The following is a 14,108-nucleotide window of genomic DNA, read 5'->3' on the forward strand; positions in this document are numbered from 1 at the left end:
CAGGGCGGACGGCGCGGCGGCCGGTGAAGGCCGACGCAGCGGCCGCGGAATGGACCGTTCGGCAGGGCGACTACAGTCGGTCCGTGCCCGAACTCCTTCCGACGACCGGAGTACTGGATCCCCCCATGGCGAACCGATCCCAGGCCCCCGCTGCCCGTTCCCACGGCTCCACCACCGCCCCCGTACTCCAGGGCGACTGGCTGACCAGAGGGGTGGAGGGCCGGTTCAGCGCCTATCTGCCCAGGGACGGTGAGGTGGTGCGCTGGACCGAGGAGCCCGACGGCCGCTGGAGCAGACCCGTCTCGCTCGGCGGCGACGGTCTGACGCCCTTCCTGGCGGTCGGCCAGGGCCCGGACCGCTACGTCCACCTCGTCGCGCTGCGGCCGGCCGCGGGGGAGGACGAGCACGTCGAGGTGGTGCACAGCGTCCAGTTCCAGACGGGCCGCCCGGCCGTCGCCTGGCGCCCGATCGGGCACTCCAACGGCAAGGGGCCCTGGACCGGCAACCCCGTCGTCGCGGTGGACGCCCAGGGCCGTGCGCACGTCTTCATGCGCAACGGCGGCGGCGGCGTGAGCGTACGCGCGCAGAAGGACGCCGGCGGCTGGCACCCCTGGTGGGACCTCCTCGGCTCCAAGACCGACCCCTCGCCGGTCGCCCTCACCAACGGCTCGGGCCTCGTCGAGCTGTACAGCTCGCACGCCAAGGGCCTCGTCCGCTACGTACAGCGCGAGCCCGGGGCGAAGCCGCTCCGGGAGGAGCTGGTCCCGGCCTCGGTGGCCATGGGCACCCTGGCGGCCACGACGGGCCCCTCCGGGCACGCCACCCTCTTCTACCTCGACCAGGACGGCCGGGTCTGCGCCTGGTCGCCGGAGCGCTCCCTCGCGCCCACGCCCCTCGGGGACGCGGCCGGCACCGGGCGGCTCGCCGTCACCCGCTGCCTCGTCGACGGCACCGACCACACCGTCATCGCCCAGCAGTCCGCGGACGGCCGGCTCGCCCTCGCCGCCTACCCGAGCGAGCAGGAGGCCGAGGGCATCCAGTGGACGGAGACGGGGGACGCCCGGGGCGACCTCGACGCCGTCCTCACCACGGGACTCGACGGGCGTCTCGTCGCGATGGTCCTGATCGGCGGGACCTCGCTGCTCACCACCCGCCAGAAGGCGGCGGACACGCTCCTGCTCGACGGCTGGCGCTCCATAGGGTGATCCGACCCCCGGTCGATCCGCCGATACGGGAACGGCCCCGGCACCTGGAGAAGGTGCCGGGGCCGTACGCGTACGTACCGAAGTGCCGTACCGGGGTGTTACGCGGGAACGCTCGCCACGCCCTGCGCGAGGAAACGCTTGCCGTTGACGCGCTCGGAGACGCCCTCACGGTCCAGGTACGGCGTGATGCCGCCCAGGTGGAAGGGCCAGCCCGCGCCCGTGATCAGGCAGAGGTCGATGTCCTGCGCCTCGGCGACGACACCCTCCTCCAGCATCAGGCCGATCTCCTGCGCCACCGCGTCCAGGACGCGGTCGCGGACCTGCTGCTCGGTCAGGACGGAGTCGCCCTGGACGAGGAGGGCGGCGACCTCCGGGTCGAGCTCCGGCTTGAAGCCGTTCTCGGCGTTGTAGACGTAGAAGCCGCGCTTGCCGGCCTCGACCACACGCTTGAGGTTCGGCGAGACGGTGAAGCGGTCCGGGAAGGAGCGGTTCAGGGTCTCGGAGACGTGCAGACCGATCGCCGGGCCGACGAGCTCGAGGAGCACCAGCGGCGACATCGGCAGACCGAGCGGCTCGATGGCCTTCTCGGCCGTCTCGACGGAGGTGCCCTCGTCGATGACGTTCTGGATCTCGCCCATGAAGCGGGTCAGGATGCGGTTCACGACGAACGCCGGGGCGTCCTTGGTGAGGACCGCGGTCTTCTTCAGCTTCTTCGCGACACCGAACGCGGTGGCCAGCGAGGCGTCGTCCGTCTTCTCGCCGCGGACGATCTCCAGGAGCGGGAGGATCGCGACCGGGTTGAAGAAGTGGAAGCCGACCACGCGCTCCGGGTGCTGGAGCTTGGAGGCCATCTCCGACACCGACAGCGAGGAGGTGTTGGTGGCGAGGATCGCGTGCGCCGGGGCGACCGCCTCGACCTCCGCGAACACCTTCTGCTTGACGGACATCTCCTCGAACACGGCCTCGATGATGAAGTCCGCGTCCGCGAAGCCCTCGGCCTTGTCCAGGACACCGGAGACCAGGCCCTTGAGACGGTTGGCCTTGTCCTGGTTGATCCGGCCCTTGCCGAGCAGCTTCTCGATCTCGGCGTGGACGTAGCCCACGCCCTTGTCGACGCGCTCCTGGTCGATGTCGGTCAGGACGACCGGCACCTCGAGGCGGCGCAGGAAGAGCAGGGCCAGCTGGGAGGCCATCAGACCGGCGCCGACGACACCGACCTTGGTGACCGGGCGCGCGAGGGACTTGTCCGGGGCGCCGGCGGGGCGCTTGCCGCGCTTCTGCACCAGGTTGAAGGCGTAGATGCCGGAGCGCAGCTCGCCGCCCATGATCAGGTCCGCGAGGGCCTGGTCCTCGGCGTCGAAGCCCTTCTGCAGGTCCCCGTCCTTCGCGGCCTCGATGATGTCGAGGGCGCGGTAGGCGGCCGGGGCGGCGCCGTGCACCTTGGAGTCGGCGATGGCGCGGCCCTTGGCGACGGCCTGGTCCCAGCCCTCGCCGCGGTCGATCTCGGGGCGCTCGACGGTGACGGAGCCGTTCAGGACGGAAGCCGTCCAGATCAGCGACTGCTCCAGGAAGTCGGCGCCCTCGAACAGGGCGTCGGCGATGCCGAGCTCGAAGACCTGCTTGCCCTTGAGCTGGCGGTTCTGGTTCAGCGAGTTCTCGATGATGACCGAGACGGCCTTCTCGGCGCCGATCAGGTTCGGCAGGATCGCGCAGCCGCCCCAGCCGGGCACCAGCCCGAGGAAGACCTCGGGCAGCGAGAAGGCCGGCAGGGCCTTCGACACGGTGCGGTAGGAGCAGTGCAGACCGACCTCGACGCCGCCGCCCATGGCCGCGCCGTTGTAGTACGCGAAGGTCGGCACGGCGAGCGCGGACAGACGCTTGAAGACGTCGTGGCCGCCCTTGCCGATGGCGAGCGCCTCGTCGTGCTTCTTGAGCAGCTCGACGCCCTTGAGGTCGGCGCCGACGGCGAAGATGAACGGCTTGCCGGTGAGGCCGACGCCGACGATCTCACCGTTCGCGGCCTCCGCCTCGACCTGGTCGATCGCCGTGTTCAGGTTGGCGAGCGACTGCGGGCCGAAGGTGGTCGGCTTGGTGTGGTCGAAGCCGTTGTCGAGCGTGATCAGCGCGAACCGGCCCGCACCCGCGGGCAGTTCGAAGTGGCGGACGTGGGCGCTGGTGACGACCTCGTCCGGGAAGAGCTCCGCGGCGCCCTTCAGAAGCTCGGCGGTGGTGCTCACTTGCCCTCCCAGTGGGGGTTTTCCCAGATGACCGTGGCGCCCATGCCGAAGCCGACGCACATCGTGTTGAGGCCGTAGCGGACCTGCGGGTTCTCCTCGAACTGGCGGGCCAGCTGCGTCATGAGACGGACGCCGGAGGAGGCGAGCGGGTGGCCGTAGGCGATGGCGCCGCCGTACTGGTTGACGCGGGCGTCGTCGTCGGCGATGCCGTAGTGCTCCAGGAAGGCGAGGACCTGGACCGCGAAGGCCTCGTTGACCTCGAAGAGGCCGATGTCCTCGATCGAGAGGCCGGCCTTGGCCAGCGCCTTCTCGGTCGCGGGGATCGGGCCGTAGCCCATGACCTCGGGCTCGACGCCGGCGAAGGCGTACGAGACGAGGCGCATCTTGACGGGGAGGTCGTTCTCCCGCGCGAAGTCCTCGGAGGCGATGATCGAGGCGGTGGCGCCGTCGTTGAGACCGGCCGCGTTGCCCGCGGTGACGTTGCCGTGGACGCGGAACGGCGTCTTCAGGTTGGCCAGCGACTCCAGGGTGGTGCCCGGACGCATCGGCTCGTCGGCGGTGACCAGGCCCCAGCCGGTCTCACCGGTGGAGGCGTCGGTACGGCGGACCGAGATCGGCACCAGGTCCTGCTGGATCTTGCCGTCGGCGTACGCCTTGGCGGCCTTCTCCTGCGAGCGCACGGCGTACTCGTCGGCGCGCTGCTTGGTGATGCTCGGGTAGCGGTCGTGCAGGTTCTCGGCGGTCATGCCCATGAAGAGGGCGGACTCGTCGACCAGCTTCTCGCTGACGAACCGCGGGTTCGGGTCCACGCCCTCGCCCATGGGGTGGCGGCCCATGTGCTCGACGCCACCGGCGATGACGGCGTCGTAGGCGCCGAAGGCGATGGAACCGGCGACGCTCGTCACGGCGGTGAGGGCACCGGCGCACATGCGGTCGATGGAGTAGCCCGGTACCGACTGCGGCAGCCCGGCGAGGATGCCCGCCGTACGGCCGAGGGTCAGACCCTGGTCACCGATCTGCGTGGTCGCGGCGATGGCGACCTCGTCGATGCGCGCCGGGTCGAGGCCCGGGTTGCGTCGCAGCAGCTCCCGGATGGCCTTGACGACGAGGTCGTCGGCGCGGGTCTCGTGGTAGATGCCCTTCGGGCCCGCCTTGCCGAACGGGGTGCGGACGCCGTCGACGAAGACGACGTCCCTGACGGTACGAGGCACGATGGCTCTCCTCCAGGGTGCGGGATGGCACTGCTGCGGCACACGCCTAAGCGTGCGCTTGCTTCCCCCATGCTACTTGTGGGTAACCAAGCTGCCCAGCCCCTGGGGTCCAAGCGGCGAAGGTCACACTCTCCGCGCACACGAAAGCCCCCGGACGGGGGCGGGATCATGCGTGCGGGTGGGGGGCGCCTGCGGCGGACTCATTCCCCACCCCGCCCCTTCCCGAAACCGGGGGCAAGCCCCCAGACCCCGTTCGGCCTGCGGCCGTGCCCTCAAACGCCCGGCGGGCGGAAGTTCCGCCCGACGGGCGCAAATCTCAGCCGCGCCGGCGTTTGAGGGCACGGGGGTCCGGGGGCGGAGCCCCCGGTTACGGGAAGAGGCGGGTGGGGGAGAACTACGCCTTCGCCGTCAGCGCCGCCGTCAGGAGCGGCGTCACCAGTTCCACCTGCCACGGCCGGGCCCCATAGCCGGTCAGGGCCGCGGCGACGCCCGTCGCGTCGCCCGGAGCCGGCGGCTCCCAGCACACCCGCCGCACCGTGTCCGGAGTGATCAGGTTCTCCTGCGGAAGGTTCAGTTCCTCCGCGAGCGTCGAGACCGCCGCGCGCGCCGCCGTGAGGCGGGCCGCCGCGACCGGGTCCTTGTCCGCCCAGGCGCGCGGCGGGGGCGGGCCCGCGACCTGCTGCCCGGGCTGCGGCAGTTCGCTCTCCGACAGCGCCCTGGCCCGGTCCACCGCGGCCTGCCACTGCTCCAGCTGGCGACGGCCCATCCGGTGGCCGAAACCGGGCAGCGCCGTGAGCGCGGCCAGGTTCACCGGCACCGCGAGCGCCGCCTCCACGATCGCCGTGTCGCTCAGCACCTTGCCGGGGGAGACGTCACGCCGCTGGGCGACCGCGTCACGGGCCGTCCACAGCTCCCGTACGACCGCCATCTGACGCCTGCGGCGCACCTTGTGCATGCCGGAGGTCCGGCGCCACGGGTCCTTGCGCGGCGGGGCGGGCGGGGCGGAGGCGATCGCGTCGAACTCCTGGTGCGCCCACTCCAGCTTGCCCTGCCGGTCGAGCTCCTTCTCCAGGGCGTCCCGCAGGTCGACGAGGAGCTCCACGTCGAGGGCCGCGTACCGCAGCCAGGGATCGGGCAGCGGACGGGTGGACCAGTCCACGGCGGAGTGGCCCTTCTCCAGGGCGTAGCCGAGGACGGACTCGACCATCGCGCCGAGGCCGACCCGGGGGAAGCCGGCGAGCCGCCCGGCGAGCTCGGTGTCGAACAGCGAGGTCGGCAGCATGCCTATGTCGCGCAGGCAGGGGAGGTCCTGCGTCGCGGCGTGCAGGATCCACTCGGTCCCGGCGAGCGCCTCCCCGAGCCCGGAGAGGTCGGGGCAGCCCACGGGGTCGATGAGCGCGGTGCCCGCGCCCTCGCGGCGGAGCTGGACGAGGTAGGCGCGCTGGCCGTAGCGGTAGCCGGAGGCGCGCTCGGCGTCCACGGCGACGGGGCCGCTGCCGGCGGCGAAGGCGGCGATCACCTCGGCGAGGGCGTCCTCGGTCTCGACGACGGGCGGCACCCCCTCGCGGGGCTCCAGCAACGGGATCGGAAGCCCATTCGCAGGGACATCGTCGTCCGGGGGGCCGCCCCCGGTGGTGCGCAGTGCTGTGTCTGCTGCGGTCTCTTGGGCGTCGGTCACGTGTCAAGGGTATCGGTGAACGGCAAGCGCCCGCCGACGGAACGTTCCGTCGGCGGGCGCTTGCCCGATGTCCACCGGTCCGTCAGTGGATGATCCCCGTTCGCAGGGCCACCGCGACCATGCCGGCGCGGTCGCCGGTGCCCAGCTTGCGGGCGATGCGGGCGAGGTGGCTCTTCACGGTGAGGGCCGAGAGGCCCATGGAGACACCGATCGCCTTGTTCGACTGGCCCTCCGCGACGAGCCGGAGCACCTCGACCTCACGGCCGGAGAGCTCGCGGTAGCCGCCCGGGTGGCTCGGGGCACCCGGGGGGCGGCGGTGGCCGAGACGGGCGGCCGCGGCGCCGATGGGGGCGGCGCCGGGCCGGGTGGGGTGCCCGATGTTGTTCCGGGTGCCGGTGACGACATAGCCCTTCACGCCGCCCGCCAGGGCGTTCCGTACGGCGCCGATGTCATCGGCGGCCGAGAGGGCGAGGCCGTTGGGCCAGCCCGCGGCGCGGGTCTCGGACAGCAGGGTCAGGCCGCTGCCGTCGGGCAGGTGGACGTCGGCAACGCAGATGTCGCGCGGGTTGCCGACGCGGGGACGTGCCTCCGCGATGGACGAAGCCTCGATCACGTCACGTACTCCGAGGGCCCACAGGTGGCGGGTCACGGTGGAACGGACGCGCGGATCGGCTACGACGACCATGGCCGTCGGCTTGTTCGGGCGGTAGGCGACCAGGCTTGCGGGCTGCTCGAGGAGAACGGACACCAGGCCTCCTGGGGGGAAGGGTGCGGGACGGAGCCGGCTCGGGGAAGAAGCCGGGGGCGAACCCGTGCTGGGAAGGGGTCACTCACTCCTTCGGCAGCTGGGCCGCCCGCCTTTAGGGAAAGATCACGATTTGGTGAGTAACAATTAGGGCAATTCGGACGCGTGATCGATCATCCTACGAGCGGACCCCGCCCCGTCACCCCCACGAGGGAGAGCCGGGACGCCACCGCGACGGCCCTCAGGCCTGCTGCGGACCCCGCCGCTGTGGCAACGAGACGACCCCCGCGCCCGACACCGTCCCCGCCGCACCAGGCTCGCCCGAAGCGGGCGGCAGCCCCGCGATCTGGCACAGCAGATCGCACCAGGCCGCCAGATGCGCCCCCGTGTCCGGCACCCCGCCCAGACCCTCGCGCGGCGTCCAGGACGCCCGGATCTCGATCTGCGTCGCCGGCCTGCGCTCCGCGAGCCCGCCGAAGTAGTGCGAACCCGCCATCGTGACGGTCCCGCTCGCCTCCCCGTACGCGAGACCCCTGGCCTCCATCGCCCCGGTCAGCCACGACCAGCACACCTCGGGCAGCAGTGGATCCGCGGCCATCTCCGGCTCCAGCTCCGCCCGTACGAGCGTCACCAGACGGAACGTACCCTTCCAGGCCTCGTGCCCGTCCGGATCGTGCAGCAGTACGAGCCGCCCGTCCGCCAGATCCTCCTCGCCGTCCACGACGGCCGCCTCCACCGCGTACGCGTACGGCGCGAGGCGCTGCGGCGGCCTCGTCGGGTCGACCTCGATCTCCGGCCGCAGCCGCGCCGCACGCAGGGCCTCCACCGCCCGCCGGAACGCCGGTGGCACCGCGTTCGCCTCCGTACTGTCCGCCGTCTCGTCCGTCCCTCGATCGCCGTCGGAATGATCGGAAAAATGTCCCTGAGCCGCAGCCATGCGGGGAAGAGTAGGCGGAACGGGGCCTCCGTGCGGGGAGGGACACCCTGCCCGGACGAGCGGCTTCCCGCCAACATGCGAAGATTCTGGGCGTGAGTGCCAACGACAGCCCGCAGGGCCAGCAGACGAAGCAGCAGTCGCGGACGCACGACTCCGCGTTCCTCAAGGCATGCCGGCGTGAGCCCGTACCGCACACCCCCGTCTGGTTCATGCGGCAGGCCGGGCGCTCGCTCCCCGAGTACCTCAAGGTGCGCGAGGGCATCCCCATGCTCGAATCGTGCATGCGGCCCGAGCTGGTCACCGAGATCACCCTCCAGCCGGTCCGCCGCCACAAGGTCGACGCGGCCATCTACTTCAGCGACATCGTCGTCCCCCTCAAGGCCATCGGCCTCGACCTCGACATCAAGCCCGGCGTCGGCCCGGTCGTCGCCGACCCGATCCGCACCCGCGCCGACCTCGCCCGGCTGCGCGACCTGACCCCCGAGGACGTCCACTACGTCACCGAGGCCATCGGGATGCTCACCGCCGAACTCGGCGACACCCCGCTCATCGGCTTCGCCGGCGCGCCCTTCACCCTCGCGAGCTACCTCGTCGAGGGCGGTCCTTCGCGCAGCCACGAGCGCACCAAGGCGATGATGTACGGCGACCCGCAGCTCTGGGCCGACCTCCTCGACCGCCTCGCCGAGATCACCTCGGCCTTCCTCAAGGTCCAGATCGAGGCCGGCGCCTCCGCCGTCCAGCTCTTCGACTCCTGGGTCGGCGCGCTCGCCCCCGCCGACTACCGCCGCTCCGTCATGCCCGCGTCCGTGAAGGTCTTCGACGCGGTCGCCGGCTACGGCGTCCCCCGCATCCACTTCGGCGTCGGTACGGGCGAGCTGCTCGGCCTCATGGGCGAGGCCGGCGCGGACGTCGTCGGCGTCGACTGGCGCGTCCCGCTCGACGAGGCCGCCCGCCGCGTCGGCCCCGGCAAGGCGCTCCAGGGCAACCTGGACCCGGCCGTGCTGTTCGCCGGGCGCGAGGTCGTCGAGGCCAAGACGGACGAGGTCCTCGCCGCCGCGAAGGACCTGGAGGGCCACGTCTTCAACCTGGGCCACGGCGTCATGCCGTCGATGGACCCGGACGCGCTGAGCCGTCTCGTCGAGTACGTGCACACGCGGACGGCCGTCTGACCCGTCGGACGCAAAGGCGGTTGCCGCCCGCGGGATCGCCCGGGCGGCAACCGCCTTTCCGTCGCCGAGGGCCCCGGGCGGCAACAGCCTCTTCCGCTGCCGTCAGCCCGCCGCGCGGACCGCCGCCGTCGCCTTGCGGGCCGCGATCAGGACCGGGTCCCACACCGGTGAGAACGGCGGCGCGTACCCGAGGTCGAGCGCCGTCATCGCCTCCACCGTCATCCCCGCCGTCAGCGCCACGGCCGCGATGTCCACCCGCTTCGCCGCGCCCTCCCGGCCCACGATCTGCACCCCGAGCAGCCGGCCCGTACGCCGCTCCGCCAGCATCTTCACCGTCATCGGCGCGGCCCCCGGGTAGTACCCCGCCCGGCTCGTCGATTCCACCGTCACCGACACGTACCGCAGCCCCACTGCCCGGGCGTCCTTCTCCCGCAGGCCCGTCCGCCCGATCTCCAGGTCGCACACCTTCGACACCGCCGTGCCCACGACCCCGGGGAACGTCGCGTAGTCACCGCCCACGTTCGTGCCGATGACCTGGCCCTGCTTGTTGGCGTGCGTCCCCAGCGGCACGTACCGCTCGCGGCCCGAGACCAGGTCGAGGACCTCCACGCAGTCGCCGCCCGCCCAGATGTTCCCGTGCCCCCGGACCCGCATCGCCAGATCGGTGAGCAGCCCGCCGTGCGACCCGAGCGGCAGCCCCGCCTCCCCCGCGAGGGAAGTCTCCGGCTCCACGCCCATGCCGAGGACCACGACGTCCGCCGGATACTCGGCCTCGTCCGTCGTCACCGCACGGACCCTGCCGTCGTCGCCGGTCAGGATCTTCGTGACCTCCGCCGAGGCGACCGTCGTGATCCCGAGACCGTCCATCGCCCGGTGCACCAGACGGCCCATGTCCGGGTCCAGGGTCGCCATCGGCTGCTCGCCCCGGTGCAGGACCGTCACCTCGTAGCCCCGGCCGAGCAGCGCCTCGGCCATCTCCACCCCGATGTACCCCGCGCCGACCACGACCGCCTTCCGGCCGGGTGCCCGGTCGAGCGAGTCGAGCAGTGCCTGCCCGTCGCCCAGGGTCTGCACCCCGTGCACCCCCGGCGCGTCGATGCCCGGCAGCGCGGGGCGCTTCGGCCGGGCCCCGGTGGCGACCACCAGCTTGTCGAATCCCGTCCAGGCCTCCGTACCGGCGTCCAGATCCCGTGCCCGAACCCGCTGGCCGGGCACGTCGATCTCCGTGACCTCCGTCCGCATCCGCAGATCGATGGCGCGCTCCCGGTGCTCCTCGGGGGAGCGCGCGATCAGCTCGTCGCGGGTGGCGACGTCACCGCCGACCCAGTACGGGATGCCGCAGGCCGAGTACGAGGAGAAGCGACCGCGCTCGAAGGCGACGATCTCCAACTCCCCGGCCTCCTTGAGCCTGCGCGCCTGCGACGCGGCGGACATCCCCGCCGCGTCCCCACCGATGACCACCAGTCGTTCGCTCATGAGAAGAAACTACTTCTCGGGAGTCTCCGGAGGCTCGGGAGCCGTGGCCGCCCCGGCGGCGTTGCGCGGGGTGTCCGGGAGGGCGGGGGAGTGCGCCGGCTTCCGGGCCGCGCGGCGCGGGCGGATCAGGCGGTGCCACAGGGCGAACGCGATCAGGGCGACCGCGAGCCACGGCGCCAGGGCGGCCAGGACGAGCCCGATCCAGGTCACCGCGCCGACCAGGGCGTTCCAGCCGCCTCCCAGGGCGTCACCGAAGCCCGGACGGCCCTCCTCGCGCTCCTCCGGCTTGGGCTTCTCCTTCTCCGTCAGCTGGAGGGTGATCGTCGCCAGGGACGTACGGTCCTTCAGCGAGGCCTGCTGGGCGAGCAGCGACTCCAGGTCCGCCTGACGGCGGCTCAGCTCGCCCTCCAGGGTCACCACGTCCGCCAGCTTCTCCGCGCGCTGCATCAGCGCCCGCACCCGCGCCACGCTCGCGCGCTGGGTCGCGATCCGGCTCTCCACGTCCACGACCTGCTCGGTGACGTCCTTGGCGTCCGCCTTGCGGCCGAGGAGCTTCCCCGTGCCCGCCAGCTCGGCGAGCACCGTGTCGTACCGCTCCTGCGGCACCCGCAGCACGATGTGCGAGGTGACGTGCGTGTCGTCGACGCGTTCCGTCGACTCGTTCTCGACCCGCCCTCCCGCGCCCGCCGTCACCCGGCGGGCCGTGGCCACGGCCTTCGTCACGTCGGCGACCTCCACCGAGAGGGAGGCGGTACGGATGACGTGCTGCTGGGCCGGTGCCTTGGACGCCGGCCCGACCTGCTGCTGCTCGGTGCCCGAGGCGGCGTCGGCCGCTCCCCGGCCCGAGGCCTCGGCCATGCCGCCCTTCGACCCGGTGGCGGGCTCCGCCGCGCTCATGTCCTTCTTGTCGGCCGAACCCATCCCGGCGCCGTCGGCGCCGCAGCCCGTGACGAGCAGTGCGGTGGTCAGCAGGGCGGCGGCTGCCGCCGCCCGTGTTCTCGCCGTGGTACGTGTGCTCCGCATCGCGTCCCCCCAAGGTGGTGGTGAGTGGTGCCGCTTCGACGCCTGTTCGACGTACGACCCCCTGGTACGGGTTGCCCTCAGGCGGTAGCGATGCGGTCACGGTCAGGCCTCGGAACGGGAGCGGGCGGGCGATTTGAGAGAGTGGTCCCATGAACGCGGACACCACGCGATCCCTGGGATCCCATGTCGTCGTCGCCGGAGGCGGTATCGCCGGGCTCGCCGCCGCCCACCGGCTTGCCGTCGCCGGCCACCGGGTGACCCTCCTCGAAGCGGGGCCCCGGCTCGGCGGCAAACTCCTCGCCGGGGAGATCGCGGGCGCACCCGTGGACCTCGGCGCCGAGTCGCTGCTCGCCCGCCGCCCCGAGGCGGTCGCCCTCGCCCGGGCCGTCGGCCTCGGCGACCGGCTCCAGGCCCCCGCCACCACCACCGCGTCCGTCTGGTCGCGCGGCGAGCTCGTCCCCATGCCGAAGGGCCACGTCATGGGCGTCCCCGGCGACGCCCGCGCGGTGGAAGGACTCCTCTCCGAGGAGGGCCTGCGCCGGATCGGGCTCGACCGCGAACTGCCCCCGTCCGAGATCGGCGACGACATCGCCATCGGGGCTTACGTCGCCGACCGCATGGGCCACGAGGTCGTCGACCGGCTCGTGGAACCCCTCCTCGGCGGCGTGTACGCCGGTGACGCCTACCGCATCTCGATGCGCGCCGCCGTCCCCGCCCTCTTCGAAGCCGCCCGCGAGCACCCCACGCTCACCGCCGCCGTCCGCGCCGTCCAGCAGGCAGGCGCAGCCGTCCCCGCCGACGCGGCGGGCGCCGCTACCGGCCTCGGCGGCTCCGTCTTCCTCGGCGTCGACGGCGGTGTCGGCACCCTGCCCGGCGCGGTCGCCGACGCGATCCGCGCCGCCGGCGGCGAGATCCTCACCGACGCCCCCGTCACCGCACTGCGCCGCACCGGCCCCACCGGCTGGCAGGTCGTGAGCGGCGACCGGGTCCTCACCGCGGACGCCGTCGTCCTCGCCACCCCCGCCGGGCCCGCCGCCGCGCTCCTCGCCGCCCACGCGCCCGCCGCGGCCGCCGAGCTCGAAGCCGTCGCGTACGCCTCCATGGCCCTGGTCACCCTCGCCTTCCGCCGCTCCGACCTGCCCGCCCTGCCGGGCTCCGGGTTCCTCGTGCCGCCCGTCGACGGCCACACCATCAAGGCCTCCACCTTCTCCTCGCAGAAGTGGCGGTGGGTCACCGACGGAGCCCCCGACCTGTTCGTGCTGCGCACCTCCGTCGGCCGCCACGGCGAGGAGGACCAGGTCCACCGCGAGGACGCCGACCTCGTCGCCGCCTCCCTCAAGGACCTCGCCGCCGCCACCGGGCTCGCCGCCCGACCCGTCGCCACCACGGTCACCCGCTGGCTCGGCGGCCTGCCCCAGTACCCCGTCGGCCACCTCGCCCGCGTCGCCCGGGTCCGCGAGGCCGTCGCCGCGCTCCCCGGACTGCGGGTCGCGGGCGCCGCGTACGACGGTGTCGGCATCCCCGCCTGCATCGCCTCCGCCCACCGCGCCGCCGACGAGATCGCGGACGGGATCGCCGACGAGATCATCGCCACGTCGAAAAGGACCGACCCCGGTGCGGGGCACTCCCGGTGACGGGCGAGAATAGGCGTATGAGTGCGCCCGAAAAGATCCCGAACGCCGGTAAGAAGGCGAAGGACCTCAACGAGGTCATCCGCTACACCCTGTGGTCCGTCTTCAAGCTGCGCGACGTTCTGCCCGAGGACCGCGGCGGCTACGCCGACGAGGTCCAGGAGCTGTTCGACCAGCTCGCGGCCAAGGACATCACCGTCCGCGGTACGTACGACCTGTCCGGTCTGCGCGCCGACGCCGACGTCATGATCTGGTGGCACGCCGAGACGAGCGACGAGCTCCAGGAGGCGTACAACCTCTTCCGCCGCACCCGCCTGGGCCGCGCCCTCGTGCCGGTCTGGTCGAACATGGCGCTGCACCGCCCCGCCGAGTTCAACAAGTCGCACATCCCGGCCTTCCTGGCCGACGAGAACCCCCGCGACTACGTCTCCGTCTACCCCTTCGTGCGCTCCTACGACTGGTACCTGCTGCCGGACGAGGACCGCCGCCGGATGCTCGCCGACCACGGCAAGATGGCCCGTGGCTTCCCCGACGTCCGCGCCAACACGGTCGCCTCCTTCTCGCTCGGCGACTACGAGTGGCTCCTCGCCTTCGAGGCCGACGAGCTGCACCGCATCGTGGACCTCATGCGCCACCTGCGCGCCTCCGAGGCGCGGATGCACGTCCGCGAGGAGGTCCCGTTCTACACCGGTCGCCGCAAGAGCGTCGCCGAGCTGGTGGCGGGCCTGGCCTGACGGCCGTACGAACCTGGTGGCGGCCCGGCTCCCGGCCGGGCGCGCCACCCCCGACCCGGAAG

11 protein-coding genes are annotated in these 14,108 nt (G+C 72.7%); 4 read left to right on the forward strand and 7 right to left on the reverse strand.

Features of this window, described 5'->3' with window-relative positions; all coding sequences use genetic code 11:
• Positions 1-125: 125 nt before the first annotated feature.
• The gene (locus ABT034_RS27675; protein WP_351219765.1) at positions 126-1,205 is read left to right on the forward strand and encodes a PLL family lectin; all 1,080 of its coding nucleotides are present in this window, start codon (positions 126-128) and stop codon (positions 1,203-1,205) included.
• Between the two features lie 98 nt (positions 1,206-1,303).
• Here the strand turns inward: ABT034_RS27675 and ABT034_RS27680 are convergent, their stop codons facing one another.
• The 5 genes from ABT034_RS27680 to ABT034_RS27700 form a co-directional block, all read right to left on the reverse strand.
• Complete coding sequence (locus tag ABT034_RS27680; RefSeq protein ID WP_351219766.1) at positions 1,304-3,442, reverse strand: 3-hydroxyacyl-CoA dehydrogenase NAD-binding domain-containing protein; 2,139 nt, start codon at positions 3,440-3,442, stop codon at positions 1,304-1,306.
• Positions 3,439-4,653 carry a thiolase family protein gene (locus ABT034_RS27685; RefSeq protein ID WP_351219767.1) on the reverse strand — a complete coding sequence of 405 codons (1,215 nt, stop codon included), beginning with the start codon at positions 4,651-4,653 and terminating at the stop codon, positions 3,439-3,441. The genes ABT034_RS27680 and ABT034_RS27685 overlap by 4 nt, the downstream gene beginning before the upstream one ends.
• Positions 4,654-5,047: 394 nt before the next feature.
• The gene (locus ABT034_RS27690; protein WP_351219768.1) at positions 5,048-6,331 is read right to left on the reverse strand and encodes a ribonuclease D; all 1,284 of its coding nucleotides are present in this window, start codon (positions 6,329-6,331) and stop codon (positions 5,048-5,050) included.
• Between the two features lie 82 nt (positions 6,332-6,413).
• Positions 6,414-7,079 (reverse strand): response regulator transcription factor, encoded by a 666-nt coding sequence (locus ABT034_RS27695; RefSeq protein WP_073817496.1) that lies wholly within the window; start codon positions 7,077-7,079, stop codon positions 6,414-6,416.
• Positions 7,080-7,317: 238 nt separating this feature from the next.
• Positions 7,318-8,013: a DUF3000 domain-containing protein gene (locus ABT034_RS27700; protein ID WP_351219769.1), complete on the reverse strand. Its 696-nt coding sequence runs from the start codon at positions 8,011-8,013 to the stop codon at positions 7,318-7,320.
• 92 nt (positions 8,014-8,105) lie between these two features.
• On the opposite strand from ABT034_RS27700, the gene hemE reads away from it, so the two are divergent.
• Entirely contained in the window at positions 8,106-9,182 is a 1,077-nt protein-coding gene (hemE, locus tag ABT034_RS27705) for a uroporphyrinogen decarboxylase (RefSeq protein WP_351219770.1), read from the forward strand.
• 102 nt (positions 9,183-9,284) lie between these two features.
• Here the strand turns inward: hemE and ABT034_RS27710 are convergent, their stop codons facing one another.
• Positions 9,285-10,658, reverse strand: coding sequence for an FAD-dependent oxidoreductase (locus ABT034_RS27710; RefSeq protein WP_351219771.1), 1,374 nt, complete (start codon positions 10,656-10,658; stop codon positions 9,285-9,287).
• A 9-nt stretch (positions 10,659-10,667) separates the two neighbouring features.
• Positions 10,668-11,681: a DUF4349 domain-containing protein gene (locus tag ABT034_RS27715; protein ID WP_351219772.1), complete on the reverse strand. Its 1,014-nt coding sequence runs from the start codon at positions 11,679-11,681 to the stop codon at positions 10,668-10,670.
• Positions 11,682-11,830: 149 nt separating this feature from the next.
• On the opposite strand from ABT034_RS27715, the gene hemG reads away from it, so the two are divergent.
• Positions 11,831-13,315, forward strand: coding sequence for a protoporphyrinogen oxidase (gene hemG / locus ABT034_RS27720; protein WP_351219773.1), 1,485 nt, complete (start codon positions 11,831-11,833; stop codon positions 13,313-13,315).
• Positions 13,316-13,332: 17 nt separating this feature from the next.
• Positions 13,333-14,046, forward strand: a complete 714-nt coding sequence (gene hemQ / locus ABT034_RS27725; RefSeq protein ID WP_351219774.1) for a hydrogen peroxide-dependent heme synthase — start codon at positions 13,333-13,335, stop codon at positions 14,044-14,046.
• Positions 14,047-14,108: the final 62 nt, after the last annotated feature.

Origin of the sequence: Streptomyces sp. NPDC002773 (assembly GCF_040295605.1) — a bacterium.
Taxonomy (GTDB): Bacteria; Actinomycetota; Actinomycetes; order Streptomycetales; family Streptomycetaceae; genus Streptomyces.